Here is a 24,963-nt window from a genome sequence, read left to right as displayed (position 1 = left end):
TCATGGTGAGCGCGTTGGTGCTGTGCCGCTTCCTGCATTTCATCGTGGTGTTGATGCTGTTCGGGGCCTGGGTGTTCAGGCCTTTGCTTTCAACTGGCGAACCCGCACTGGATCAGCGGCTGGCAAGGACTTCCCGTTGGCTGGCCGTAGTGGCGCTGGCCAGCGGGGTCTGCTGGTTGTTGCTGATTACCGCGAGCATGGCCGGGGCCTGGGACGCGGCCTTCGATCCACCGACCCTGAACCTGGTACTGGGCAGTACCTTTTTCGGTCAGGTCTGGCGCTGGCATTTGCTGATCAACATGGTGTTGCTGGCGTTGCTGCTGACGCCTCTACGCACCAGCCTTGCGCTGCGCCTGATCTTCAGCGGCCTGCTGGTGGCCACGCTGGCCCCGGTCGGCCACGGCGCAATGCTCGATGGCACCGCGGGCCATTTGCTGATCCTCAATCAACTCATTCACTTGATCTGCGTGGGTGCCTGGCTCGGCGGTTTGATGCTGCTGGTGATGATTCTGCGAGAGCCCGCGGGGCATTCGATCCGCGTGATGTTGCAGCGCTTCAGTGGCGTCGGTTACGGGTTGGTCGCAGGGCTGCTGATCACGGGTCTGATCAATGTGAGGGTGCTCACCGGGGCATTCTGGCCAACGCCGCTGTTCACCGGCTTCGCCTTGATCCTGTTGATCAAGGCTGTGCTGGTGGCGGCGATGCTGGGCCTGGCGTTGTTCAATCGGCTGCGCATCGATGATTGCGAGCAGCGTCTGGCGACGTTGCGGGCGAGCGTGATGTTCGAATGGTTGCTGGGAATTGGCGCGGTGGCGGCGGTTTCATTGCTGGGCACCCTGCCGCCGATGATTTCCGGCTGACCACCCATCCCCATCGAGCGCTGCAAGGCTCAGGCACGCACCAGCATGTAAACGGCGACGACCAGACAGACACTGGCAAACCCGACCTGCAACGCCCGCGCCGGTACCCGCGCGCACAGCTTGCGACCAACGATCATGCCGGCGATGCTGGCGCCAATAAAGGTGGCGCCAACGCTGTCGATGCGCACGCCGGCATGGAATGCGCCGATCACGCCGATGGCCGAAATCAGGCAGATCACCATCAGCGAGGTGGCGACGATTCCGCGCATCTGCACATCGGTCAGTTGCTTGAAGGCCGGGACGATCAGGAAGCCGCCACCGACACCCAGCAATCCCGACACCACGCCGGTCACCGCACCGAGGGCCGCGAGGGTCGCGGTGCATTTGGCGGTCCAGGAAAAGCGCCCGGTCTGTTGATCGAGCATGCAGTTTTTCTGGCCCCAGTTCGCTTGGCCGTGGTCACTCGGCCCATCGTCCTTGCGTTCACGGCGCAGCATGCGCCAGGCCACCATGACCATCAGCAGGCTGAACAGGATCATCAGGATTTTTTCCGGCAACTGATGGGCGAAGTAGATACCCACCGGCGAAAACACCGCGCCGAGCGCTGCGATCAACAACGCCGCGCGGTAACGCACCAGGCCATGACGCAAACCATCGATGGCGCCGACCGCCGCCGCACTGCCCACCGCAAACAACGCCACCGGAGCGGCCTGAGTCATGCTCCAGCCCAACCCCAACACCAGGGCCGGCACTGCGAGAATTCCGCCACCCGCGCCGGTCAGCCCCAACACCAACCCCATCACCACGCCAAACAGACTTGCCAGCAACATAAAACACTCATGATCCGCGACTGAACTCCGGGAACGCCCGGTATCGATGGATGACAGGATAGAGCCCGCGCAGGATTTTTCATTAACTGAATGCAGGCGAGACTGGTCAGCACAGGGAAAATGAATCTACCCTCAAAGCTTATCCCGAAAGAATTGGCCACCATGCCTGCCCTGATTGAAGCTTTTTTTGACGACGCCTCGTCGACCTACAGTTACGTGATCTACGAAGACGATGGCGGACAATGCGCAATTGTCGACGCGGTGCTTGACTACAATCCGGCCGCCGGCCGCACGGCCACCACCCAGGCCGACAGGATCATCGCCTTCGTGCGCGAACACCGGTTGCACGTGCAATGGCTGCTGGAAACCCATGCCCACGCCGATCATCTGTCCGCCGCGCCTTATCTGCGGCGCGAGCTGGGCGGCAAGATCGCTATCGGTCAGTCGATCTGCAAGGTCCAGGACGTGTTCAAGGCCCTGTTCAATCTTGAGCCGGAATTCTGCATCGATGGCTCGCAGTTCGACCATCTGTTCGCCCCGGACGAGTCATTTCGCATCGGCAACCTCAAAGCCACCGCGTTGCACGTTCCCGGCCATACCCCGGCGGACATGGCGTACCTGATCGACGGCGATGTGATTCTGGTGGGCGATACGCTGTTCATGCCGGACGTCGGCACCGCGCGCTGCGACTTCCCCGGCGGCAATGCCAACCAGATGTTCGCCTCGATCCACAAACTGCTGGCCTTCCCCGCCAGCGTGCGTCTGTACGTGTGCCACGACTACCCGCCCGAGGGCCGCGAACCGCGCTGCATGACCACCGTCGGTGAACAGCGCAAAGGCAATATCCACGTGCGCGACGGCATCGACGAAAATGCCTTCGTTGAAATGCGCACCAAGCGCGATGCCGGGTTGGGCATGCCGACGCTGTTGCTGCCGGCAATCCAGGTGAATGTACGGGCGGGAAACATGCCGCCGGCCGAGGACAATGGCGTGACTTACCTGAAAATCCCTCTGAACAAATTCTGACCCTGTAGCAGCTGCCTCGCGTTGCTCGACAGCTGCTACAGGGCTTGCGTTTAATTGCCCAGGGTCAGACCATTCGCCGGCAACGGCAATGCCGTTTTATAGCGCACCTGCTTGAGCGCAAAGCTCGAACGAATGTTCGCCACCCCCGGCACCTTGGTCAGAAAGTCCATCATGAAACGCTCCAGCGACTGGATGGTCGGCACCAGCACCCGGATCAGGTAGTCCGGGTCGCCCGCCATCAAGTAGCACTCCATCACCTCGGGGCGATCGGAAATCGCCTCTTCGAAATGCTGCAACGCCTCCTCCACCTGCTTCTCCAGGCTGACGTGAATGAACACATTCACATGCAACCCCAGCAGATCGGCATCCAGCAGCGTCACTTGCTCGCGAATCACCCCCAGTTCTTCCATGGCCTTGACCCGGTTGAAACACGGCGTCGGCGACAGGTTCACCGAGCGCGCCAGGTCGGCGTTGGTGATGCGTGCATTCTCCTGAAGGCTGTTGAGAATGCYGATATCGGTACGGTCCAATTTGCGCATGAGACAAAACCACCTGCTTTTTATGTTTATGCAGATTTTTTATCTGTAAATGATCTTTAGCGCAACGAAACAGAGAGAAATATTCTTCTGGGGCGGGCCTATGATTGTTGTAGGACAAGATTTCATTTATCGAATGAAATCTGTCAGCTCACTACAAGAAATTCACAAGATCGAGCGTAGAAGCCATGACCCAAGCGTACGAACCGCTGCGCCTGCACGTCCCCGAACCCTCGGGCCGCCCAGGGTGCAAAACCGACTTCTCCTACCTGCATTTGACCGATGCAGGCACGGTGCGCAAACCCCAAATCGACGTTGAACCGGCTGACACGGCTGATCTGGCCCGAGGCCTGATCCGCGTGCTCGACGACCAGGGCAATGCCCTTGGGCCGTGGGCCGAAAACGTGCCGGTGGAGATCCTGCGTAAAGGCATGCGCGCCATGCTCAAGACGCGGATCTACGACAACCGCATGGTGGTCGCCCAGCGTCAGAAAAAGATGTCGTTCTACATGCAGAGCCTCGGCGAAGAAGCCATCGGCAGCGCCCAGGCCCTGGCCTTGAACATCGACGACATGTGCTTCCCGACCTACCGCCAGCAAAGCATCCTGATGGCCCGCGACGTACCGCTGGTCGACCTGATCTGCCAGTTGCTGTCCAACGAGCGCGATCCGCTCAAGGGCCGTCAGCTGCCAATCATGTACTCGGTAAAGGACGCCGGTTTCTTCACCATTTCCGGCAACCTCGCCACCCAGTTCATTCAGGGCGTGGGCTGGGGCATGGCCTCGGCGATCAAGGGCGACACCAAAATCGCCTCGGCGTGGATCGGCGACGGTGCCACCGCCGAGTCGGACTTCCACACGGCCCTGACGTTCGCCCACGTGTACCGTGCACCGGTGATCCTCAACGTGGTCAACAACCAGTGGGCGATCTCCACCTTCCAGGCGATTGCCGGTGGTGAAGCCACCACCTTCGCCGGTCGTGGCGTCGGTTGCGGCATCGCCTCCCTGCGGGTCGATGGCAACGATTTCTACGCGGTCTACGCCGCCTCTGCCTGGGCCGCCGAACGCGCCCGCCGCGGCCTCGGCCCGACCATGATCGAATGGGTCACCTACCGCGCCGGCCCGCACTCGACCTCCGATGATCCGTCGAAATACCGCCCGGCCGATGACTGGAGCCACTTCCCGTTGGGCGATCCGATCGCGCGCCTCAAGCAGCACCTGATCAAGACCGGTCACTGGTCCGAAGAGGAACACACCGCCGTCAGCGCCGAACTGGAAGCCGAAGTGATCGCCGCACAGAAAGAAGCCGAACAGTACGGCACCCTCGCCGGCGGCCAGATTCCGAGCGCCGCGACCATGTTCGAAGACGTCTACAAAGAGATGCCGGAGCACTTGAAGCGCCAGCGTCAAGAGTTGGGGATCTGACATGAACGATCACAACAACAATATCGAGCTGGAATCCGCCATGACCACGACCACCATGACCATGATCCAGGCCCTGCGCTCGGCCATGGATGTGATGCTTGAACGTGACGACAACGTCGTGGTGTTCGGCCAGGACGTCGGCTACTTCGGCGGCGTGTTCCGCTGCACCGAAGGCCTGCAGAACAAGTACGGCACCTCGCGGGTGTTCGACGCACCGATCTCTGAAAGCGGTATCGTCGGCACCGCCGTGGGCATGGGCGCCTACGGTCTGCGCCCGGTGGTGGAGATCCAGTTCGCCGACTACGTCTACCCGGCCTACGATCAGATCATTTCCGAAGCYGCGCGCCTGCGTTATCGCTCGGCTGGCGAATTCACCGCGCCGATGACCCTGCGCATGCCCTGCGGCGGCGGCATCTACGGCGGCCAGACCCACAGCCAGAGCATCGAGGCACTCTTCACTCAGGTATGCGGCCTGCGCACCGTCATGCCGTCCAACCCCTACGACGCCAAAGGCCTGCTGATCGCCTCCATCGAAAACGATGACCCGGTGATCTTCCTGGAGCCGAAACGCTTGTACAACGGCCCTTTCGACGGCCACCACGAGCGCCCGGTAACCCCTTGGTCAAAACACCCCGCCGCACAGGTTCCGGACGGTTACTACACCGTACCGCTGGACGTTGCCGCGATCGCCCGTCCGGGCAAGGACGTCACCGTGCTGACCTACGGCACCACCGTCTACGTGTCACAAGTCGCCGCGGAAGAAACCGGCATCGACGCCGAAGTCATCGACCTGCGCAGCCTGTGGCCACTGGACCTGGAAACCATCACCAAGTCCGTGAAGAAAACCGGACGCTGCGTGATCGTGCACGAAGCGACCCGCACCTGCGGTTTTGGCGCCGAGCTGGTGTCGCTGGTGCAAGAGCATTGCTTCCACCACCTGGAAGCGCCGATCGAACGAGTCACCGGTTGGGACACCCCTTACCCGCACGCACAAGAGTGGGCGTATTTCCCAGGCCCGTCCCGAGTGGGCGCGGCGTTGAAACGGGTCATGGAGGTCTGAATGGGCACGCACGTTATTAAAATGCCGGACATTGGCGAAGGCATTGCAGAAGTAGAACTGTCGGTATGGCACGTCAAGGTCGGCGACATGGTCGTCGAGGATCAGGTGCTGGCGGATGTCATGACGGATAAAGCGATGGTGGATATTCCGTCGCCGGTGCATGGCAAGGTCATTGCCCTCGGTGGCCAGCCGGGCGAAGTCATGGCGGTTGGCAGTGTGCTGATCAGCATTGAAGTCGAAGGCGCGGGCAACGTTAAGGAATCGGCGCAACCGGCTCCCGTCAAAGAAGCTCCGGTGGCCGTAACCAAAGTTGACGCTGTGGTTGAAAGCAAACCCGTCGCAGCTCCGCGTCCGGCCGCCGTTTGTCAGGGCCCGATGGTTGCTCGCGAGGCCGATGAGCGGCCGCTGGCCTCCCCGGCCGTGCGCAAGCATGCGCTGGACCTCGGCATTCAATTGCGTCTGGTGCGTGGCAGCGGCCCCGCCGGACGGATTCTGCACGACGATCTCGAAGCCTATCTGGCCCTGGGTCAGTCGAACGCCTCGGCGCCGGCCCCCGCCGCTTACGCCCAGCGCACTGATGAACAGCAGATCCCGGTGATCGGCATGCGCCGCAAGATTGCCCAGCGCATGCAGGACGCCACCCAGCGCGCCGCCCACTTCAGCTACGTCGAAGAAATCGACGTAACCGCGGTGGAAGAACTGCGTGCGCACCTGAACGAAAAATACGGCGCGAGCCGTGGCAAGTTGACCTTGCTGCCATTCCTGGTCCGCGCCCTGGTCGTCGCCCTGCGCGACTTCCCGCAGATCAACGCCCGTTACGACGACGAAGCCCAGGTCATCACCCGCCTCGGCGCGGTGCATGTCGGCATCGCCACTCAGGCCGACATCGGATTGATGGTGCCGGTGGTGCGTCACGCTGAAGCCCGTAGCTTGTGGGACAGCGCTCAGGAAATCTCCCGTTTGGCCACTGCCGCCCGTAACGGCAAGGCCAGCCGCGATGAACTGTCCGGATCAAGCATCACCCTGACCAGCCTCGGGGCCTTGGGCGGCATCGTCAGCACGCCGGTGCTGAACCTGCCGGAAGTGGCGATTGTCGGCGTCAACAAGATCGTCGAACGGCCGATGGTGATCAAAGGCCAGATCGTGATCCGCAAGATGATGAACCTCTCCAGCTCCTTCGATCACCGCGTGGTCGACGGCATGGACGCGGCGCAATTCATCCAGGCCGTCCGTGGCTTGCTCGAACAACCCGCTACCTTGTTTGTGGAGTAATTCATGCAAACTCTGAACACCACGCTGCTGATCATCGGCGGCGGCCCTGGCGGCTACGTGACGGCGATCCGTGCCGGCCAGTTGGGCATCCCGACCATTCTGGTGGAAGGCCAATCGCTGGGCGGCACCTGCCTGAACATTGGCTGCATTCCGTCCAAGGCACTGATTCACGTCGCTGAGCAGTTTCATCAAACGCAACACCACAGCCAGCATTCGGCTCTKGGCATCAGCGTATCAGCGCCCACCCTGGACATCGGCAAGAGTGTGGAATGGAAGGACGGCATCGTCGATCGCCTGACCACCGGCGTCGCCGCACTGCTGAAAAAGAACAAGGTCCAGGTCGTGCAAGGCTGGGCCAAGGTCATCGACGGCAAAACCGTGGAAGTCGGTGACACGCGCATCCAGTGCGAACACCTGGTGCTGGCTACCGGCTCCAGGAGCGTGAACCTGCCGATGCTGCCGATTGGCGGGCCGATCATTTCGTCCACCGAAGCCCTGGCGCCGACATCCGTGCCCAAGCGCTTGATTGTGGTCGGCGGCGGTTACATCGGTCTGGAACTGGGCATTGCCTATCGCAAGCTCGGCGCCGACGTCAGCGTGGTCGAGGCTCAGGATCGAATCTTGCCAGCCTACGACGCCGAACTGACCCAACCTGTGCACGACGAACTGAAAAAACTCGGCGTGAAGCTTTACTTGAAGCACAGCGTGCAAGGCTTTGATTCACAAGAAAATACCTTGCAAGTGCTCGACCCGAATGGCGACACCCTGAACCTGGAAACCGACCAGGTGCTGGTGGCCGTCGGTCGCAAGCCGAACACCCAGGGCTGGAACCTCGAAGCGCTGAACCTGGACATGAACGGTTCGTCGATCAAGATCGACAACCGCTGCCAGACCAGCATGCGCAACGTGTATGCCATTGGCGACCTGAGCGGCGAACCAATGCTCGCGCACCGGGCCATGGCCCAGGGCGAGATGGTCGCCGAACTGATCAGCGGTAAAACCCGCGAGTTCAACCCGACCGCCATCGCCGCCGTGTGCTTCACCGACCCGGAACTGGTGGTGGTCGGCAAGACCCCGGACGAAGCCAAGACCGCAGGTCTGGACTGCATCGTGTCGAGCTTCCCGTTCGCCGCCAATGGCCGGGCCATGACACTGGAGTCGAAAAGCGGCTTCGTGCGCGTGGTCGCTCGTCGGGATAATCATGTGATTGTTGGCTGGCAGGCGGTGGGCGTTGGGGTATCGGAGTTGTCCACGGCGTTTGCCCAGAGCCTGGAAATGGGGGCGCGGCTGGAAGACATCGGCGGCACCATCCATGCGCATCCGACGCTGGGTGAGGCGGTGCAGGAAGCGGCGCTGCGGGCCCTTGGCCACGCGCTGCATCTCTGAACCGAACGCAGAACCCCGTAGCAGCTGACGAGCACCGCGAGGCAGCGTTCGGCGACGAAGTCGACGCAAAACCTGCCATAGCATGCTTTCAGGTATACCGAGTCAGCCGAATTGCGACGGCTACGCCGCCGAACGCTGCCTCGCTTTGCTCGACAGCTGCTACAAGGATCGAATTGCGGGCTGCGAAATGGGCCCGGAATGAAGTATTGTTGTGCCCATCCGGAAAAACGTCAGAAGCCTTGAACCGTTTCGGCGGTTGTTAAGTGATAGAGGGTGTCATGGGTAACGAAAGCATTAATTGGGACAAGCTGGGTTTTGACTACATCAAGACCGACAAGCGCTATCTGTCGTACTGGCGCAATGGCGAGTGGGACAAAGGCACCCTGACCGAAGATAACGTGCTGCACATCAGCGAAGGCTCCACTGCCCTTCACTATGGCCAGCAATGCTTCGAAGGCATGAAGGCCTATCGCTGCAAGGACGGCTCGATCAATCTGTTCCGTCCGGACCAGAACGCCCTGCGCATGCAACGCAGCTGCGCCCGCCTGTTGATGCCGTTCGTCGAAACCGAGCAATTCATCGAAGCCTGCAAACAAGTGGTCCGCGCCAACGAGCGTTTCATTCCGCCGTACGGCACCGGCGGCGCGCTGTACCTGCGCCCGTTCGTGATCGGCGTGGGTGACAACATCGGCGTGCGCACCGCGCCGGAATTCATCTTCTCGATCTTCTGCATCCCGGTTGGTGCCTACTTCAAGGGCGGCCTGACCCCGCACAACTTCCTGATCTCCAGCTACGACCGCGCCGCGCCACAAGGCACCGGTGCCGCCAAGGTCGGTGGCAACTACGCCGCCAGCCTGATGCCGGGCTCCCAGGCCAAGAAGGCGCATTTCGCCGACTGCATCTACCTGGACCCGCTGACCCATACCAAGATCGAGGAAGTCGGTTCGGCCAACTTCTTCGGGATCACCCACGACAACAAGTTCGTGACCCCGAACTCGCCATCGGTACTGCCAGGCATCACCCGTCTGTCGCTGATCGAACTGGCCAGGTCCCGCCTGGGTCTGGACGTGGTCGAAGGCGACGTGTTCATCGACAAGCTCGCCGACTTCAAGGAAGCCGGTGCTTGCGGTACCGCGGCGGTGATCACGCCGATTGGCGGCATCAACTACAACGACCACCTGCACGTGTTCCACAGCGAAACCGAAGTCGGCCCGATCACCCAGAAGCTCTACAAAGAGCTGACTGGCGTGCAAACCGGTGACATCGAAGCGCCAGCGGGCTGGATCGTCAAAGTCTGACCTGACGCCAGATACAAAAAAGCCCCCCATCGGTCACCCTATGGGGGGCTTTTTTTGTCTGGAATTCACCCTTGATAACACCGCCCCCCTGTGGGAGCGGGCTTGCCCGCGAAGGGGCCGTCAGATTCGACATCATCATTGCCTGACACACCGCTTTCGCGAGCAAGCCCGCTCCCACACTGGTTTTGTGTCGTTCGCAGATCTTATGCACACTGAAAGTCCCTGTGGGAGCGGGCTTGCTCGCGAAAGCGGTGTGTCGGCCACCACAGAAACAACCGGAAAAATACTATTGATCGTTAACGGATTCACCCGGCGTGGTCGGAGCTGCTGCATGCGGTGATCTTTTGCCGTTGCCTTCAACCAGCAGCGGCAACTCAACCCCAAACCGCCCCGCTATCTCCTTGCGCCCCAACGCCGTCAGCCCCAACGCACGACTGTCCAGATCCTGCGTCACCCACTTGCGCTTGAGCGCCGTTTGCAACAACGCCGCCCCTAGCGATCCACCCAAGTGCGGCCGGCGCATGCTCCAGTCCAGGCACGGGCAGGCAAAACGACGGCGCAACGTGCTCAAGTCCTGTACCTCGATCCCAAGCCCTTGAAACATTGCCGAACCACTGTCACTCAAGCGATAGGCCTGTTCGTCGGTTTCCACAAGCCAGCCCGCTTCAAGCATCCGGTCATGCAACAGCACGGCCAGGGTGCCCGCCATGTGGTCGTAGCAGGTGCGGGCAAATTGCAGGCGGTCCGGGGTACGCGACTGGAAGCCCGGCGCGGTATTCTGGCCGATCACCATCAGCGCTTCCAGGGCCTGGGCCACGCGTTTGTCCGCCAGGCTGTAATAGCGGTGACGTCCCTGAACGTGCAGCCGTATCAGCGCCAGCTCCTTGAGTTTGGCCAGATGGGCACTGGCGGTCGACGCGCTGACTTCGGCCACAGCCGCCAGTTCGGTGCTGGTGCGAGCGTGACCGTCCATCAGCGAGCAAAGGATTTTCGTCCGCGCAGGCTCCGCGATGGCTGCCGCCACTTGCGAGACACCGATGTCGTGTTGTTCTGCGCTCATATTTCGCTCCCGGACGAATCAACGCCCTTTCGGACTGGAGATAGTAGCAACACTTTCCAACAACAAAAGGCTGTGACCCATGGACCCGATCATCGCTGCGACCCATGCCGATCCCTATCCCTACTACGCACAACTGCGCGCCGAGGGTGGGCTGGTTTTTCACCCGGGGCTGAACATGTGGGTGGCCAGCAGCGCCCGGGCGGTGGCCGCCGTGCTGGCGCATCCTGATTGCCACGTTCGCCCCGCGCAGGAGCCAGTCCCCAAGACAATTGCCRACGGCATGGCCGGCCAGGTGTTCGGCCAATTGATGCGCATGAATGAAGGTGAACGCCAGCGTTGCCCGCGGTCGGCGATTGCGCCAGGGCTGGAGTTGATCGATACGCGGGAAGTCGAGGCCCTGGTCAGCGCCCGATTGGTGACCGCGGATGCCGCTGGCCTGTACAACACCATGTTTCGTGGACCGGTGTGCGTGGTGGCGGCGTTGCTGGGTTTCACCCCGGCTCAGGGCCGCGCCATCAGCGAGTTGACGGCGGACTTCGTCGCCTGCCTGTCACCCTTGAGTGCCGCGGCAAAATTGACCGCCGCACATGCTGCCGCCGAACAACTGAGCGGTTACTGTGTCGAGCTTCTGGCCGACCCGGACAACCACAGCCTTCTGCTTGCAGGCATCCGCCAGCGCTTCGCGTCCGGCGCGCCGCAAACCCTGATCGCCAACCTGATCGGCCTTTTCTCCCAGACCTTCGAGGCCACTGCCGGGCTGATCGGCAATACCGTGCTGGCATTGATTCAACACCCGTCGTTGCGCAGCGAATCAACAAATATCGAAGACCTGCTGGCCGAAGTGCTGCGCTTTGACCCGCCGGTACAGAACACCCGTCGCTTCGTCGCCACCCCCTGCGAGATTGACGGGGTGAAGCTGAATGCCGCAGACGTGATCCTGGTGCTACTGGCCTCGGCCAATCGCGACCCGATGCTCAACGACAACCCCGACGCATTCCTGCTCGACCGCCCGAACCGGCGCAGCTTCACCTTTGGTGCGGGGCGCCATCAATGTCCGGGGCAATTGCTGGCGTTGAGCATTGCTGGCGCGACGCTCAAGCAGTTCCTGGCAATGGAGCCAGCATTGGACCAGCTGAAACGGGAATACCGCCCCTCCGCGAATGCACGGATTCCACTGTTCAGTGATTGACCGAAGGTTCAGTCGTGAATGCCGCTCAAGCCGTGCGGTATTCAACGGTCAGGTGAGACAACTCATGAACCGGCGCCAGGCGTTCGCGAATGGTGTCAGCGCTGACATTGGCCGCCGCCACTACGCTGACAATCGCGGCCCGCGCCTGGGGGCCGACCTGCCAGACATGCAGATCGCTGATGCGCACATCGTCCGACGACTCGAGCAGTTCACGAATCTCGTCGGCGACCTGTGTATCCGTGACATCAAGCAACACCGCGGCGCTGTCACGCATCAATCCAACGGCCCATTTCGCGATCACGATGGCGCCGACGATGCCCATCACCGGGTCCAGCCACACCCATCCCAGATAGCGCCCTGCCAGCAATGCGGCAATCGCCAGCACCGAAGTCAAGGCGTCGGCCAGCACATGGACATAGGCCGAGCGCAGGTTGTTGTCGTGATGGTGATGATGGCCGTGGTCATGGCTGTGATCGTGGCCATGATGACCATGTTCCCCCGCCAGCAAAAAGGCACTGGCAATGTTCACTGCCAGCCCCACCACCGCAATCACTGTCGCTTCGGTGAATGCCACTGTGGTTGGCTGAAACAGGCGAAAAACCGATTCCCCGGCTATGCCGATCGCTACCAGCCCCAGCACCATGGCCGAGGCAAAACCGGCGAGATCCCCGACCTTGCCGGTGCCGAAGCTGTAACGCGCGTTGTTGGCATTGCGCCGTGCGAATCCATAGGCCGCCGCAGCGATGCCCAAGGCCCCGGCATGGGTGGCCATGTGAAAACCATCGGCCAGCAACGCCATGGAACCGGTGATGTAACCGGCGGCAATTTCACCAATCATCATCACAAATGTCAGCGCCACCACCCATAAGGTGCGACGGGCGTTTTCATCATGAGAAGCGCCGAGAAATACATGGTCGTGAGAAAAACGCGAAGCCTGCGGTGTCAGTGTCATGGGATTCAGGCCTCTATTTGGCATAACGACGGATGGCCAGCAACAGGTCTTCCACACCCTGGGCGCGTTCTTCGTCGCTGAGATCCGGATGCGCTACATGCTCGCGGGCGTGGGCGTCGATGAACTGATCCAGCAAGCCATTGACCGCGCCCCGGATAGCGGCCACCAGATGCAGGGTCCTGGCGCAATCGGCATCGGATTCAAGCGCTCGCTCCACGGCTTCCACCTGACCGGCAATCCGCCTCACCCGCTTGATCAAGTCATCTTTGTGTTCGTGAATGTGCGACATACCTATACCCCCTACCCCTATATGGCGCCAATGTTCGCCGATAGAGCGCAGCCAGGCAAGGCATAACCATGTGATTGGTCGGAATGGAGAGACATCGATTTTCGCTAACCGGTTGGCCGCTAAACGTTTGGGTTCATTACCCCAACTGCCCAACCCGCCCCGCATCCGGCCAGAACAAAGCCGCCTGCCCCTGACGCACCCCCATCGAATCCACCAAGGTCCACACCTTGCCTTCATGAATCATGAAGGCATTACCTTCCCGATCGACCCGATAGCCACTGTAACCGTGAGCAATGCCATTGGCCGTGACCTGCTCCAGCAGGGCCTGGCGCAGGGCGCGGTCCAGTGGCGAGGCGCTGAAGCGCGAGGGCATGCCCAGAAATTCCGAGCGCGGATACTTGAAGCAGGCCAGTGCCTGTTCATTGGCGTAGAAGAACAGAGGATCGTCCTTAGTGCCGTGGGCCAGCAGACTGTAAGGCGCGTGGGCGTGCAACCAGTGCAGGCGTTCAAGTCCGGTCAGCGACTGCGGGGCTGGCAGGTGTTCACCGGTCCAGTGCCAATAGGACTCGTCCAGCAGTTCGATGGCTGTGGCGTATTCGTAGGTTGGCAACCTGCCTTCTCCTCTTCAGATCGTGGTTTCAAGCCCGGTCCAGCCTATCCAGAGAGGCCTGAAAAGTCCTGCTGCCAGGCGGGATTAGTTACACCGGGTTAAAACAGTCATGACTTGCAGTGCGTTTATCCCGCCGGCCTTTCTCCATAGAGTCACCTTGACCATGGTGAACAACGAGGCTCGATTGATGCAAACCCAACTGGACAAGTCACTGAGTGTTTTTGCGCGGGCTGACCTGCTGCAAGGTCCCACGCCCATTCAACGGGCTGCGCGACTCGAACAGCTGCTGGGCTTGGACAAGCAGGGTATCGGCCTGTTTCTCAAACGCGACGACCATATGTTGATCGGCGCGGGCGGCAACAAGCTGCGCAAGCTTGAATTCCATATCGGCGCGGTGCTGCAAGCCGGGATCGATACGATCATTACCGTGGGCGGCATTCAGTCCAACCATGCCCGCCTGACCGCCGCGGTGTGCGCACGGTTGGGCATTGCCTGCGAGTTGTTCCTGACCCGGGCCGTCGCCAAAGCCGAAGTGGATTACGAACTCAACGGCAACGTGCTGCTCGACCAGTTGTTCGGCGCGCAGATGCAAGTGTTTGCCGGCGGCACCGACTCACTGGCCAAAGCCGAGGCCCGGGCTGCGCAGCTTCGGGATTCGGGGCACAAGGTCATGGTGCTGCCGACAGGTGGTTCGACCCCCTTGGGCAGCCTCGGCTATGCCCGCTGTGCAGCGGAAATCGCGCAGCAAGAGGCGGAACTGCAACTCACGTTTAATCAAGTGGTGGTACCCAACGGCAGCGCCGGGACGCATGCCGGGCTCGCGGCGGGTTTCCATTTGCTTGGTCGGGGTACGTCCGTGGTCAAGTCGTTCTCGGTGTTGTCCGACCAGGACTCATCGGCGACGAGAACCCTGCAACTGACCCGAGAGACATTGGCGCTATTGGGCAATAGCGCCGAGGTGCAGGCTGCCGAGGTTGTGATTGACGGCAGCCAGCTGGGTGCCGGCTATGGTCTGCCAACCGCCGCCATGCAGGACGCAGTACGTCTGATGGCGCGTGCCGAAGGCCTGTTGGTCGACCCGGTGTACTCCGGCAAAGCCTTTGCGGGTTTACTGGCCGACCTGCAGCAAGGGCACTTCGGTCCCGGGGACAATGTGCTGTTCGTCATGACCGGCGGTACACCCGGCCTGTACGCGTATCGGGAAACCTTTCAGGCCTGACGGTCAATCATCCCGCGTCAGCACTTCCAGCAATTCAATTTCGAAGATCAGGTTCGAATTCGGCGTGATCTTGCCCATGGTGCGTTCGCCATAGGCAAGGTGCGCCGGCACCAGCAACTTGCGCTTGCCACCGACCTGCATGCCCATGATGCCCTGATCCCAGCCCTTGATCACACGTCCGGTGCCGATCACGCACTGGAAGGGTTTGCCACGGCTGTAGGATGAGTCGAATTCGGTCCCGTCCTCCAGCCAGCCACGGTACTGGGTGGTGATCAGCGCGCCTTTGATGGCGGCTTTTCCGTCACCCACCTGTAGATCGATTACCTGAAGCTCGTCATTCATTGATTTCACTCGTATGCTCACTCGCCCTCAAGGGCCTGACGGGCGCCGTTTTCCCAGATTTGCTTTCGATTGGCAACCATTGCCGCCTCCGCGCGCGGCATTTAAAGCTGTTTGCTGAACTAAAATAATCAACAATTACCCGTACGGTTCACCGCCCTGATGGCCACCCCCAAATGATCTTGCTCTGGACCAGTGTCATCCTTGGTTCAACGACGCTCACCCTGATCGTCGCGCTGGTCTGGCGCGTACGTTCGTTGCAAAAGCAACTGGCCGAATATCGCAGCATCGTCACCCGCCTGTCCGAAGGCCGGAACATCCACCAGGATGGCGACGCCGAGCGCTTCAAGCGCAGCCAGTATTTCGCTCGTATTGGCACTTGGGATTGGGATGTCGACACCGACCGGTTGTACTGGTCAGATGCAGTTTTCGGCATGTTCGGCTTCAAGATCGGCGAAGTAACACCCTCTTATGCACTGTTCTGCTCCTGCGTGCATCCGGACGACCGACGCAGGGTTCGGGCCGGCGAACTGCGTTGCCTGGAAACCGGTGAAAACCATGATGAGGAATACCGCGTGGTCTGGCCCGACGGAACGATCCGCTGGCTGCGGGAAACCGGTAACGTGGTCAAGAATGACCACGACCGAACGATCAAGATGATGGGCGTGGTACGCGACATCACCGAAGAAAAGGCCTCGGCCAACTACCTCAAGCACCTGGCCCATTACGACCCGCTGACCGGCCTGCCCAATCGCCTGGTGCTCGAAGAGCGCCTGTCCGAAGCGCTGGAACAGGCGCGCATCAGTGCCACGCGGGTGGCACTGGTGTTTGTCGACCTCAATGGTTTCAAGGCCATCAACGACCGCTATGGTCATGCGGCCGGCGACCGTGTGCTGGTCACTACCGCCACGCGGCTCAAGCGCATTCTGTGCGGCACCGACACTGTCGCCCGGATCGGCGGCGACGAATTCGTGGTCATCCACCAGGGACTTCCCCAAGGCAAATGCCTGCAGGACGAAGCGCGCACGATCTGCCAGAAAATCTTCGTCGAACTCTCCCCGCCCATCACCATCGGCAACGACCAGCGCCATATCGGCACCAGTCTCGGCGTCGCGGTGTTCCCCGATCATGCGCCGAGCATTGACCGCTTGCTGCACATTGCCGACCTGGCGATGTATGAGGCCAAGCGCAGCGGGAACAATCAGTATCGGTTGGGCACCGACAGCGTAGTGCGGGCACACAGCGAATAGCGCTTCGTGCCGGGGCGCGATACATGACTGTTATCATAATAATCTTTCGAACTGTACCGGCACCACCGAGCGGCGCCCGGGTAGGCTGTTCAAAAACCCCATCGGAGTTCGCCATGCACATCGCCATTCTGACCTTTGACGGTTTCAACGAACTGGACTCGCTGATCGCCTACGGCATGCTCAGCCGGGTTTCCCTGCTCGGGGACAAGGATTGGCGCGTGAGCATCGCGTCGCCGACGCTGCGGGTCACGTCAATGAACGGTTTGACCATCGATGCGCACATCGATCTTGCCGAGGCCTGTCAGGCGGATGCGGTGCTGGTGGGCAGTGGCCGCAAGACCCGGGAAGTGGCCGCCACCCCCGGGATCATGGAGCAACTGCAATTCGATCCCGCACGCCAACTGCTGGCGGCCCAGTGTTCCGGCACCTTCCTGCTGGCCAAACTCGGCCTGCTCGGCGATGCCTCGGCCTGCACCGATGCCATCAGCAAACCCTGGGTGCTGGAAGCCGGCGTCAATGTCGTCAACCGGGCGTTCCATGCCAACGGCAATATTGCCACCGCGGGTGGCTGCCTGGCGTCGCCGTACCTCGCGGCCTGGATACTGGCGCGGTTGAAAGGCCGCGAAACAGCCCGGGAAGTGCTGAACAACTTTGCCCCTGTCGGTGAGAAGGATGAGTATGTGGCCCGGGGGATGGCGCATATCGAGGCGTTTATCTGATCGTTCAGACATCCAGCCTGACGCAGGCACAGCCCTCTCCCTGGATGCATTGATCCACTTTGCACATCAATACATGCCAACAATGCAATTAACATATCGATGCCCCTGCTCCACTATCCGCCCCAATAAGAACCGTGCGCCGCGTCCTGTCGGCGCACGTCATAAAAGCGGTGGAGTACACGTCAATGACAGCATCAATCCAACGGCCCGCGACTGCCGGTCGCTCCCGGGCCAGTGCGATTTTCCGGGTCACCTCGGGCAACTTCCTCGAGCAGTTCGACTTCTTCCTTTTTGGCTTCTATGCCACGCAGATCGCTGCCGTGTTCTTTCCGGCCAGCAGCGAATTCGCCTCGCTGATGATGACCTTCGCGGTGTTCGGCGCAGGCTTTCTGATGCGTCCGTTGGGCGCGGTGGTGCTGGGTGCCTATATCGATGATGTGGGCCGACGCAAAGGGTTGATCGTGACCCTGTCGATCATGGCCAGCGGCACGATCCTGATCGTGCTGGTACCCGGTTACGAAACCATCGGTTTGTTCGCCCCGGCCCTGGTGCTGATCGGACGCTTGTTGCAGGGCTTCTCGGCCGGTGCGGAATTGGGCGGCGTGTCGGTGTATCTCGCCGAAATCTCCACGCCCGGCCACAAGGGCTTTTTCACCAGTTGGCAGTCAGGCAGCCAGCAAGTGGCGATCATCGTCGCCGCCGCGCTGGGTTACGCCTTGAACCAGTGGATGGCACCGAGTGTGATTGCCGAGTGGGGCTGGCGGATTCCGTTTTTCGTCGGCTGCATGATCGTGCCATTCATCTTTCTGCTGCGCCGCAACCTGGAAGAAACCGAAGAGTTCGCCACCCGTAAACACCGCCCGGGCATGGGTGAGGTGTTCCGCACCCTGGGGCAAAACTGGCTGATCGTGTTCGCGGGCATGATGATGGTCGCCCTGACCACCACCGCGTTCTACCTGATCACGGTGTACGCGCCGACCTTCGGTAAAACCGTGTTGCACCTGAGCACGTCCGATGCGCTGCTGGTGACATTGCTGGTCGGCGTCTCGAATTTCATCTGGCTGCCGATTGGCGGCGCACTTTCGGACCGTATCGGTCGGCGCCCGGTGTTGATCGCCATGGCCTTGCTGGCCATCGCCACCACCTACCCGATGCTGACCTTTCTGGTCAATGCGCCGAGCTTCATCCATATGCTGCTGGTGCTGTTGTGGCTGTCGTTCATTTATGGTCTGTACAACGGCGCGATGATCCCGGCGCTGACGGAAATCATGCCAGTGGAGGTTCGGGTGGCCGGTTTCTCCCTCGCTTATAGCCTGGCCACGGCCGTGTTCGGTGGGTTCACCCCGGCGATGTCGACCTGGCTGATCCAGTACACCGGCGACAAGGCTGCACCAGGTTACTGGATGAGTTTCGCAGCACTGTGCGCGCTGTGCGCGACACTCTTGCTCTATCGCCGAGCCTCGAATCATCTGCAGCCGGTGGCGTCGTGAACCAGTCTTTTATCGAGAACATGACCATGAAAAAACAGTTCAGTTTTGCCGCGCTCGTGCTGGTGGCCACCCTGGGATTGAGCGGCATTGCCCAAGCTGAAGAGATCCGTGTGATGACCTCCGGCGGCTTCACTGCGGCCTACAAGATCCTCGGGCCGAAGTTCACCGCCACCACCGGCAACACCCTCGACACCGCACTCGGTCCATCCATGGGCAAGGCACCAGAGGCGATTCCCAATCGCCTGGCCCGCGGAGAGCAAGCCGACGTGGTGATCATGGTCGGCTACGCACTGGACGATCTGATCAAACAAGGCAAAGTCGATCCCGCTTCAAGAGTCGAATTGGCAGATTCGCGCATTGGCCTGGTCGTGCGCGAAGGGGCACCGAAACCGGATATCAGTAACGTCGAGGGCCTGAAAAAGACGCTGCTCGATGCTGAATCAGTGGCCTACTCCGACAGCGCCAGCGGCGTGTACATCGAACAGCAGCTGTTCAAACGCCTGGGTATCGAAGACCAACTCAAGCCCAAGTCGACCATGGTTGCGAAAATCCCCGTGGGCTCGGTGGTTGCCACTGGCGATTATCAACTGGGCTTCCAGCAAGTCAGCGAATTGTTGCCAGTGCCGGGGGTGAGTTTTGTGGCGAAGATTCCGGAGTCAGTGCAATCGGTGACCCGGTTTGCCGCCGGCATCCCGGTAGGTGCCCAGCACCCGGCCGAAGCCAAAGCCTTGCTGGAATACCTGGCCTCGGCCCAGGCTCAACCGGATGTGAAAGCGACCGGACTGGACTCGGTCAGCCGCTGACCGACGGCTGTACGACTTTCATCTCTACCACCAGCCGTTCCAGCTCCAGTGCCGCCGGGGTCAGGGTTCGCCCCCGGCGCTTGATCAGACCGACGCTGCGCATTACCTGCGGATTGGTCAACGGGACCCGCGTCAGGATCGGATGATCCGCTGCCGGCATCGCCATCAGCGGCACCGCCGCTACGCCCAACCCAGCCTCCACCAGTCCGATCATGGTGGTTACGTGCCGGGTTTCGCAGATGCTCGGCCGTTGCGGCACCACGCCGGTCAATGCCTGATCCAGCAGAAAACGGTTGCCCGAGGTTTTATCCAGCGAGATGTAATCCTGCTGATAGAACTCGTCCCAGGTCACACTGCTACGCCCCGCCAGCGGATGATCGCGCCGGCACGCCACTACATACCCCTCTTGCACCAAGGGCTCGAAATCCACTTCGGCTTCCAGCGTGCCCATGAAACTCAGGCCGAAATCCGCTTCGCCATTGACCACCGCACTCAACACTTCGTGGGCACTGGAATCGAGCACCTTGACCTTGATCCGCGGAAACTGGCGGTGATAGTGCGCGATCACCCTCGGCATGAAGTAATACGCCGCCGACGGCACGCAGGCGACCGTGACGTGGCCAAGACGGGTCGAAGCGACTTCGCTGATGCCCAGCAACGCCACATCCAGATCGTCCAGCAGGCGCTCGACGCTGGGCATGAAACCTCGTCCTGCCTGGGTCAGGCTGACCTTGCGCGTAGTACGTTCGAACAGTCGCACACCAAGGGCGTCTTCGAGTTTTTCGATGCGCCGGCTCAAGGCGGGCTGGGAAATACGCACCGTATCGGCAGCCTTGCGAAAGCTGCCCTGCTCGACCACGGCACGGAAGGCTTGCAGGTCATTGAGGTCGAAGTTGATGGCCATGGGGATTACTCGGGGACAACGGGTCGATTGATCCGGTTATTCTATGAATGTAACTAATTGATGCAAAGCTTTGTTGACTGGACGTCCGCAATCGCGAGCTTGCTCCGGGCGGCGTTCCGACGATGAGGCCGGCAGATTCGCTATCAATCTGCGTGGCGGACCACTCTCGCAGTGGATCTTCACAGAACCCAGCCTTTATCCTTGTCACCCCCGCAGTACCGAGTTCTGGAGTTTTCCCATGCCCCATGAAGGCAACCTGCTACAAGCCGCTGTCGTGTTTCTGATGGCGGCCGTGCTCATCGTTCCATTGGCCAAGCGCCTGCAACTGGGGGCGGTTCTGGGCTACCTGTTTGCCGGGGTGATCATCGGCCCGTCGGTGCTGGGCCTGATCGACAACCCGCAAAGCGTCGCGAACATTTCCGAACTCGGCGTGGTGTTGCTGCTGTTCATCATCGGCCTGGAGCTGTCGCCGCGCCGCTTGTGGGTGATGCGCAAATCAGTGTTTGGCGTAGGTCTGGCGCAAGTGTTGCTGACCGGCACGGTGATTGGCGTGGTGGCGTTGTGGCTGTTTGGCCAGCCGTTGAACACCGCGATCGTCCTCGGCCTGGGCCTGGCGCTGTCATCCACGGCGTTCGGCCTGCAAAGCCTGGCTGAACGCAAGGAACTGACCAGCCCCCACGGGCGGCTGGCGTTTGCGATTCTGTTGTTTCAGGACATCGCCGCGATCCCCTTGATCGCCATGGTGCCGCTGCTTGCCGGTGGCGATCACAGCACCACCGCCAGCGAAGACCTGAACCACGGCCTGCAGGTGTTGTTCAGCATTGCAGTGGTGGTGATCGGCGGGCGTTATCTGCTGCGGCCGGTGTTTCGCGTGGTGGCCAAAACCGCGTTGCCAGAGGTCTCCACCGCCACGGCGTTGCTGGTAGTGATCGGCACGGCGTGGCTGATGGAACTGGCCGGAATCTCCATGGCCCTGGGCGCATTCCTCGCCGGCCTGCTGCTGGCGGATTCCGAGTATCGCCATGAACTGGAAGCGCAGATCGAACCGTTCAAAGGCCTGTTGCTGGGGCTGTTTTTCATCAGCGTCGGCATGGGTGCGAACCTGAGCCTGTTGCTGAGCATGCCGGTCGCGGTGCTGGGCCTGACCCTGCTGCTGATCGCGATCAAACTGCCGCTGCTGTTTATTGTCGGTCGCCTGGCCGGGGGCTTGAAGAAGGTCAGTGCAATCCGCCTGGGCATCGTGTTGGCGGCCGGTGGTGAATTTGCCTTTGTGGTGTTCAAGATCGGTCGCGATCACGGGCTGTTCGCGGCAGAACTGTATGACTTGCTGGTGCTGACCATCACCCTGTCCATGGCCGTGACGCCGCTGTTGCTGCTGCTTTGCGCACGGTTGGTCAGCCCGAAAGTGCAACCGGTGGAAGTACCGGACAAGTTCCGCGAAATCGACGCCGACGCGCCTCGAGTGGTGATCGCCGGCATGGGCCGCATGGGTCAGATCGTTGCGCGGATATTGCGTGCGCAGAACATCAAGTTCGTGGCCCTCGACACGTCGGTGGAAACCATCGAACTGTCCCGCAGCTTTGGTGGCGTGCCGGTGTTCTACGGCGACCCGATGCGCCCGGAAATCCTCAGCGCGGCCAAGGTCGGGGAAGCCGAGTATTTCGTGATCGCCACCGACGACCCGGACACCAACATCAAGACCGCCGAACTGGTGCGCAAGCTCTACCCGCACATGAAAATCATCGCCCGTGCCCGTAACCGCCAGCATGTGCACCGGCTGATGGACGTCGGCGCTCACGCCGTGCGCGAAACCTTTTATTCGAGCCTGGAAATGAGCCGGCAAACCCTGATCGGCCTGGGCCTGACCCAGGCCCAGGCCGATGCGCGGATCAAACGCTTCAAGCAGCACGATGAAGAGGTGCTTGAAGCCCAGCATGCAGTGTATGACGACGCGGTGAAGGTGATGCAGACGGCGCAGGAAGCACGGATCGAACTGGCGAAGCTGTTTGAGTCGGATCAATTGCAGGAGCAAGCGGGCAAGACATGAGGTGACTATTCGGGCCCCATCGCGGGCAAGCCCGCTCCCACAAAGGATCTCTGCCAGGCTCAATATTTGTGAGCACCTGAGATCCAGTGTGGGAGCGGGCTTGCTCGCGAAGAACGATAACGCGGTGTAATGGATTAACCACAATTCCCAAGGAACCACCATGGCTGACCAACCTGCCCCCGCCCTCAAGGAAATCTTCAATGCCGAGCGCCTCCAGCACATCGCCACCGAGATGACCGCGGTCTATCCGCCATTCGAGGCCACGCGCTTCCTGAAGCTGGCCCAATCCGGCCTGGCAGAGCTCAGCGTCATGCAGCGCATGGCCCGGGTCAGCGAATGCCTGCAGGCCGTACTACCCCTGGACTACGAGGCGTCGCTGGAGGTGCTGCGCGCCCTCGCCCCGCGCCTGAACAGCGGCTTTGTCAGCATGTGCCTGCCGCATTACGTCGCCAGTTATGGCACCCATGCGTTCGACGTCTCGATGGATGCCTTGAAGTACTTCACCGCTTTCGGCTCCTCGGAATTCGCGATCCGCCATTTCTTGCGCAGCGACCTCGATCGATCGTTGAAGCTGATGCATGACTGGTCGCTGGATGACAACGAACACGTGCGGCGCTTGGCCAGTGAAGGTTGCCGCCCGCGCCTGCCATGGTCGTTTCGCCTGGAGCAGGTTCAGGCCGACCCTCGCCTGGCCTCGAAGATCCTCGACAACCTCAAGGCCGACACCAGCCTTTATGTGCGCAAGTCCGTGGCCAACCACCTCAACGACATCACCAAGGATCATCCCGACTGGGTGCTGGACAGGATCGAAGGCTGGTCGCTGGACAACAGGCACAGCGCATGGATCGCCAAACACGCCCTGCGTAGCCTGATCAAACAGGGCAATCAGCGGGCACTGGCGATTATCGGCGCGGGCGGCAAACCCGAAGTCGAGATCGTCGATGTGAAAGTCGAACCGCCGGTGATTGGCCTGGGAGAAAAAATCACCCTGTCGTTTGCCGTCAAGTCCACCGTTCAAAGCAGCCAGCGACTGGTGATCGACTACGCCATCGATTACGTCAAGGCAAACGGCAGCACCTCGGCGAAGGTGTTCAAGCTCAAGGCGCTGACGCTGCCCGGTCACGCCAGCGAAGTCGTCAGCCGTGGTCAGCAGATCAAGGAGCTCACCACCCGCAAGCATTATGCGGGACGCCATGCCGTGCACATCATGGTCAATGGCGAACGGCTGGCCAGCACCGCGTTCGAGATTCTTGCTTGAACCTCAAGATGGATATTGGATGTGCCGCCGCCTTCGCGGGCAAGCCCGCTCCCACAGGGGGCAGTGTTACCACAAATTTTGCGAACGACGCTAAACCAATGTAGGAGCGAGCCTGCTCGCGATGGCACCCGTTCAGGCACCCTGAGCAACAGCCCCCAACAACAACCCCTGCTCCCTCTCACACAACTCCACCACATAATCCCACAACACCCGCAACCGCACCGATTTGTGCAGCTCCCGGCGGGTGCTGATCCAGTAGCTGCGCTGAATGCTTTCGTCCGGCAACAGCGGCACCAGGTCCGGGTCAGCGCTGGCCATGTAGCACGGCAACACCGCGATCCCCAGACCTGAGCGCGCAGCCTGTTGCTGGGCGATCACGCTGGTGCTGTGAAACACCACCCGCGGGTTGCGGCAGAAGCTGTTGAGGAACATCAGTTCCTGGCTGAACAGCAAATCATCGACGTAGCCAATCCACGCATGGCGCCCCAGGTCCTCGCGACTGCGCAATGGCGGTGATCGGTCGAGGTAGTCCTGGCTGGCATACAACGCCAGGCGATAATCGGTAAGTTTGCGGGTGACCAGCATGTCGGCGGCCGGGCGCTCCAGGTGGATGCTGATTTCCGCCTCGCGGTTGAGAATGCTGACAAAACGCGGCACCGCCACCAGCTCCACTTCCAGCCCCGGGTAGCGTTCGAACAAGCCGTTCATGCGACTGGCGAGAAACATGATGCCCAGCCCTTCGGTCACGCCGACGCGGATCTTGCCCAGCGGCGCGGTGGATTGGGTGATTTCCTCCTGGGCCAGCAACGCCACGTTCTCCATCGCCTCGGCGTGTTTAAGCAAAGCCTCGCCCGCCGGGGTCATCTCATAACCCTGGGCATGCTGGACGAACAACGCCGTACCGAGGCTCTTTTCGATCGCCTCGATGTGCCGCGCCACAGTGGCATGGGTGGTGTTCAGGCGGCGGGCGGCCGTCAGCAAACGCCCGCTGCGCTGCAATTCGAGAAAAAACCGCAGGTCATTCCAGTCGAACATGAATCGTCCTTGTTCTTTGCCGTTCGGGATGCTGTTTAAAAACGCACAGCGGCTGCGCAAAAACTAACATTCTTTTGACGAAAGCTAACAACTAGGATGACAGACAA

At 61.0% G+C, this 24,963-nt stretch carries 24 protein-coding genes; 15 read left to right on the top strand and 9 right to left on the bottom strand.

The window, feature by feature from the left end:
- Positions 1-2 precede the first annotated feature (2 nt).
- Positions 3-860, top strand: a complete 858-nt coding sequence (gene copD, locus AB4Z35_RS07545; protein WP_442096512.1) for a copper homeostasis membrane protein CopD — start codon at positions 3-5, stop codon at positions 858-860.
- Between the two features lie 29 nt (positions 861-889).
- On the opposite strand, the gene AB4Z35_RS07540 is transcribed toward copD, so the two are convergent.
- Positions 890-1,690: a sulfite exporter TauE/SafE family protein gene (locus tag AB4Z35_RS07540; RefSeq protein WP_442096511.1), complete on the bottom strand. Its 801-nt coding sequence runs from the start codon at positions 1,688-1,690 to the stop codon at positions 890-892.
- Between the two features lie 162 nt (positions 1,691-1,852).
- Between AB4Z35_RS07540 and AB4Z35_RS07535 the strand changes: the two genes are divergently transcribed.
- On the top strand, positions 1,853-2,716 hold the full coding sequence (locus AB4Z35_RS07535) for an MBL fold metallo-hydrolase (protein WP_007999618.1): 864 nt from the start codon (positions 1,853-1,855) through the stop codon (positions 2,714-2,716).
- 50 nt (positions 2,717-2,766) lie between these two features.
- Here the strand turns inward: AB4Z35_RS07535 and bkdR are convergent, their stop codons facing one another.
- Positions 2,767-3,255, bottom strand: a complete 489-nt coding sequence (gene bkdR, locus AB4Z35_RS07530) for a Bkd operon transcriptional regulator BkdR (RefSeq protein WP_442096510.1) — start codon at positions 3,253-3,255, stop codon at positions 2,767-2,769.
- A 185-nt stretch (positions 3,256-3,440) separates the two neighbouring features.
- On the opposite strand from bkdR, the gene AB4Z35_RS07525 reads away from it, so the two are divergent.
- The 5 genes from AB4Z35_RS07525 (at position 3,441) to AB4Z35_RS07505 (ending at position 9,692) form a co-directional block, all read left to right on the top strand.
- Entirely contained in the window at positions 3,441-4,676 is a 1,236-nt protein-coding gene (locus AB4Z35_RS07525) for a 3-methyl-2-oxobutanoate dehydrogenase (2-methylpropanoyl-transferring) subunit alpha (protein ID WP_007999617.1), read from the top strand.
- 1 nt (position 4,677) lies between these two features.
- Complete coding sequence (locus tag AB4Z35_RS07520) at positions 4,678-5,736, top strand: alpha-ketoacid dehydrogenase subunit beta (RefSeq protein WP_442096509.1); 1,059 nt, start codon at positions 4,678-4,680, stop codon at positions 5,734-5,736.
- Entirely contained in the window at positions 5,737-7,008 is a 1,272-nt protein-coding gene (locus tag AB4Z35_RS07515; protein ID WP_442096508.1) for a dihydrolipoamide acetyltransferase family protein, read from the top strand. It abuts the gene before it with no gap.
- Between the two features lie 3 nt (positions 7,009-7,011).
- Complete coding sequence (gene lpdA, locus AB4Z35_RS07510) at positions 7,012-8,394, top strand: dihydrolipoyl dehydrogenase (RefSeq protein ID WP_442096507.1); 1,383 nt, start codon at positions 7,012-7,014, stop codon at positions 8,392-8,394.
- Positions 8,395-8,672: 278 nt separating this feature from the next.
- Positions 8,673-9,692: a branched-chain amino acid aminotransferase gene (locus tag AB4Z35_RS07505; protein WP_007999608.1), complete on the top strand. Its 1,020-nt coding sequence runs from the start codon at positions 8,673-8,675 to the stop codon at positions 9,690-9,692.
- A gap of 286 nt (positions 9,693-9,978) precedes the next feature.
- On the opposite strand, the gene AB4Z35_RS07500 is transcribed toward AB4Z35_RS07505, so the two are convergent.
- A complete protein-coding gene (locus AB4Z35_RS07500) occupies positions 9,979-10,752 on the bottom strand; it encodes an ArsR/SmtB family transcription factor (RefSeq protein WP_442096506.1) in 774 nt (257 codons plus the stop codon).
- Between the two features lie 79 nt (positions 10,753-10,831).
- Between AB4Z35_RS07500 and AB4Z35_RS07495 the strand changes: the two genes are divergently transcribed.
- The gene (locus tag AB4Z35_RS07495; protein WP_442096505.1) at positions 10,832-11,941 is read left to right on the top strand and encodes a cytochrome P450; all 1,110 of its coding nucleotides are present in this window, start codon (positions 10,832-10,834) and stop codon (positions 11,939-11,941) included.
- 25 nt (positions 11,942-11,966) lie between these two features.
- On the opposite strand, the gene dmeF is transcribed toward AB4Z35_RS07495, so the two are convergent.
- The 3 genes from dmeF to AB4Z35_RS07480 form a co-directional block, all read right to left on the bottom strand.
- A complete protein-coding gene (gene dmeF, locus AB4Z35_RS07490; protein WP_442096504.1) occupies positions 11,967-12,893 on the bottom strand; it encodes a CDF family Co(II)/Ni(II) efflux transporter DmeF in 927 nt (308 codons plus the stop codon).
- 13 nt (positions 12,894-12,906) lie between these two features.
- Entirely contained in the window at positions 12,907-13,182 is a 276-nt protein-coding gene (locus AB4Z35_RS07485; protein WP_033052493.1) for a metal/formaldehyde-sensitive transcriptional repressor, read from the bottom strand.
- 136 nt (positions 13,183-13,318) lie between these two features.
- Positions 13,319-13,792 (bottom strand): MEKHLA domain-containing protein, encoded by a 474-nt coding sequence (locus AB4Z35_RS07480; RefSeq protein WP_442096503.1) that lies wholly within the window; start codon positions 13,790-13,792, stop codon positions 13,319-13,321.
- Positions 13,793-13,979: 187 nt separating this feature from the next.
- On the opposite strand from AB4Z35_RS07480, the gene AB4Z35_RS07475 reads away from it, so the two are divergent.
- Positions 13,980-15,011 (top strand): D-cysteine desulfhydrase family protein, encoded by a 1,032-nt coding sequence (locus tag AB4Z35_RS07475; protein ID WP_442096502.1) that lies wholly within the window; start codon positions 13,980-13,982, stop codon positions 15,009-15,011.
- Positions 15,012-15,014: 3 nt separating this feature from the next.
- On the opposite strand, the gene AB4Z35_RS07470 is transcribed toward AB4Z35_RS07475, so the two are convergent.
- The gene (locus tag AB4Z35_RS07470) at positions 15,015-15,353 is read right to left on the bottom strand and encodes an FKBP-type peptidyl-prolyl cis-trans isomerase (RefSeq protein WP_007999592.1); all 339 of its coding nucleotides are present in this window, start codon (positions 15,351-15,353) and stop codon (positions 15,015-15,017) included.
- A gap of 173 nt (positions 15,354-15,526) precedes the next feature.
- Between AB4Z35_RS07470 and AB4Z35_RS07465 the strand changes: the two genes are divergently transcribed.
- From AB4Z35_RS07465 to AB4Z35_RS07450, 4 genes are all read left to right on the top strand, one after another.
- The gene (locus tag AB4Z35_RS07465) at positions 15,527-16,600 is read left to right on the top strand and encodes a diguanylate cyclase domain-containing protein (RefSeq protein WP_442096501.1); all 1,074 of its coding nucleotides are present in this window, start codon (positions 15,527-15,529) and stop codon (positions 16,598-16,600) included.
- Positions 16,601-16,713: 113 nt separating this feature from the next.
- Positions 16,714-17,319 (top strand): DJ-1/PfpI family protein, encoded by a 606-nt coding sequence (locus tag AB4Z35_RS07460; RefSeq protein ID WP_442096500.1) that lies wholly within the window; start codon positions 16,714-16,716, stop codon positions 17,317-17,319.
- Positions 17,320-17,504: 185 nt separating this feature from the next.
- The gene (locus AB4Z35_RS07455; RefSeq protein ID WP_442096499.1) at positions 17,505-18,809 is read left to right on the top strand and encodes an MFS transporter; all 1,305 of its coding nucleotides are present in this window, start codon (positions 17,505-17,507) and stop codon (positions 18,807-18,809) included.
- 26 nt (positions 18,810-18,835) lie between these two features.
- A complete protein-coding gene (locus AB4Z35_RS07450) occupies positions 18,836-19,612 on the top strand; it encodes a substrate-binding domain-containing protein (protein ID WP_442096608.1) in 777 nt (258 codons plus the stop codon).
- On the opposite strand, the gene AB4Z35_RS07445 is transcribed toward AB4Z35_RS07450, so the two are convergent.
- Positions 19,602-20,516, bottom strand: a complete 915-nt coding sequence (locus AB4Z35_RS07445; protein ID WP_007999581.1) for a LysR family transcriptional regulator — start codon at positions 20,514-20,516, stop codon at positions 19,602-19,604. The two genes, AB4Z35_RS07450 and AB4Z35_RS07445, sit on opposite strands and share 11 nt — an antisense overlap.
- Positions 20,517-20,754: 238 nt before the next feature.
- On the opposite strand from AB4Z35_RS07445, the gene AB4Z35_RS07440 reads away from it, so the two are divergent.
- Together AB4Z35_RS07440 and AB4Z35_RS07435 are read left to right on the top strand one after the other, a co-directional pair.
- Positions 20,755-22,563: a monovalent cation:proton antiporter-2 (CPA2) family protein gene (locus AB4Z35_RS07440; RefSeq protein ID WP_442096498.1), complete on the top strand. Its 1,809-nt coding sequence runs from the start codon at positions 20,755-20,757 to the stop codon at positions 22,561-22,563.
- A 160-nt stretch (positions 22,564-22,723) separates the two neighbouring features.
- A complete protein-coding gene (locus AB4Z35_RS07435; protein ID WP_442096497.1) occupies positions 22,724-23,821 on the top strand; it encodes a DNA alkylation repair protein in 1,098 nt (365 codons plus the stop codon).
- Between the two features lie 132 nt (positions 23,822-23,953).
- Here AB4Z35_RS07435 and AB4Z35_RS07430 read toward each other — a convergent pair whose 3' ends face one another.
- On the bottom strand, positions 23,954-24,856 hold the full coding sequence (locus AB4Z35_RS07430; protein WP_442096496.1) for a LysR family transcriptional regulator: 903 nt from the start codon (positions 24,854-24,856) through the stop codon (positions 23,954-23,956).
- Between the last annotated feature and the right edge of the window lie 107 nt (positions 24,857-24,963).

Source organism: Pseudomonas sp. KB_15 (assembly GCF_052114525.1).
Taxonomy (GTDB): Bacteria; Pseudomonadota; Gammaproteobacteria; order Pseudomonadales; family Pseudomonadaceae; genus Aquipseudomonas.
This window is presented reverse-complemented; position numbering and strand designations above follow the sequence as displayed.

Coding starts and splice junctions, on each gene's coding strand:
- AB4Z35_RS07435 (WP_442096497.1), top strand. CDS start 22,724: ATGGCTGACCAACCTGCCCCCGCCCTCAAGGAAATCTTCAATGCCGAG.
- AB4Z35_RS07515 (WP_442096508.1), top strand. CDS start 5,737: ATGGGCACGCACGTTATTAAAATGCCGGACATTGGCGAAGGCATTGCA.
- AB4Z35_RS07540 (WP_442096511.1), bottom strand. CDS start 1,690: ATGTTGCTGGCAAGTCTGTTTGGCGTGGTGATGGGGTTGGTGTTGGGG.
- AB4Z35_RS07450 (WP_442096608.1), top strand. CDS start 18,836: ATGAAAAAACAGTTCAGTTTTGCCGCGCTCGTGCTGGTGGCCACCCTG.
- AB4Z35_RS07505 (WP_007999608.1), top strand. CDS start 8,673: ATGGGTAACGAAAGCATTAATTGGGACAAGCTGGGTTTTGACTACATC.
- AB4Z35_RS07470 (WP_007999592.1), bottom strand. CDS start 15,353: ATGAATGACGAGCTTCAGGTAATCGATCTACAGGTGGGTGACGGAAAA.
- AB4Z35_RS07535 (WP_007999618.1), top strand. CDS start 1,853: ATGCCTGCCCTGATTGAAGCTTTTTTTGACGACGCCTCGTCGACCTAC.
- AB4Z35_RS07525 (WP_007999617.1), top strand. CDS start 3,441: ATGACCCAAGCGTACGAACCGCTGCGCCTGCACGTCCCCGAACCCTCG.
- AB4Z35_RS07500 (WP_442096506.1), bottom strand. CDS start 10,752: ATGAGCGCAGAACAACACGACATCGGTGTCTCGCAAGTGGCGGCAGCC.
- copD (WP_442096512.1), top strand. CDS start 3: ATGGTGAGCGCGTTGGTGCTGTGCCGCTTCCTGCATTTCATCGTGGTG.
- dmeF (WP_442096504.1), bottom strand. CDS start 12,893: ATGACACTGACACCGCAGGCTTCGCGTTTTTCTCACGACCATGTATTT.
- AB4Z35_RS07485 (WP_033052493.1), bottom strand. CDS start 13,182: ATGTCGCACATTCACGAACACAAAGATGACTTGATCAAGCGGGTGAGG.
- AB4Z35_RS07460 (WP_442096500.1), top strand. CDS start 16,714: ATGCACATCGCCATTCTGACCTTTGACGGTTTCAACGAACTGGACTCG.
- AB4Z35_RS07440 (WP_442096498.1), top strand. CDS start 20,755: ATGCCCCATGAAGGCAACCTGCTACAAGCCGCTGTCGTGTTTCTGATG.
- AB4Z35_RS07455 (WP_442096499.1), top strand. CDS start 17,505: ATGACAGCATCAATCCAACGGCCCGCGACTGCCGGTCGCTCCCGGGCC.
- AB4Z35_RS07445 (WP_007999581.1), bottom strand. CDS start 20,516: ATGGCCATCAACTTCGACCTCAATGACCTGCAAGCCTTCCGTGCCGTG.
- AB4Z35_RS07430 (WP_442096496.1), bottom strand. CDS start 24,856: ATGTTCGACTGGAATGACCTGCGGTTTTTTCTCGAATTGCAGCGCAGC.
- AB4Z35_RS07465 (WP_442096501.1), top strand. CDS start 15,527: ATGATCTTGCTCTGGACCAGTGTCATCCTTGGTTCAACGACGCTCACC.
- AB4Z35_RS07475 (WP_442096502.1), top strand. CDS start 13,980: ATGCAAACCCAACTGGACAAGTCACTGAGTGTTTTTGCGCGGGCTGAC.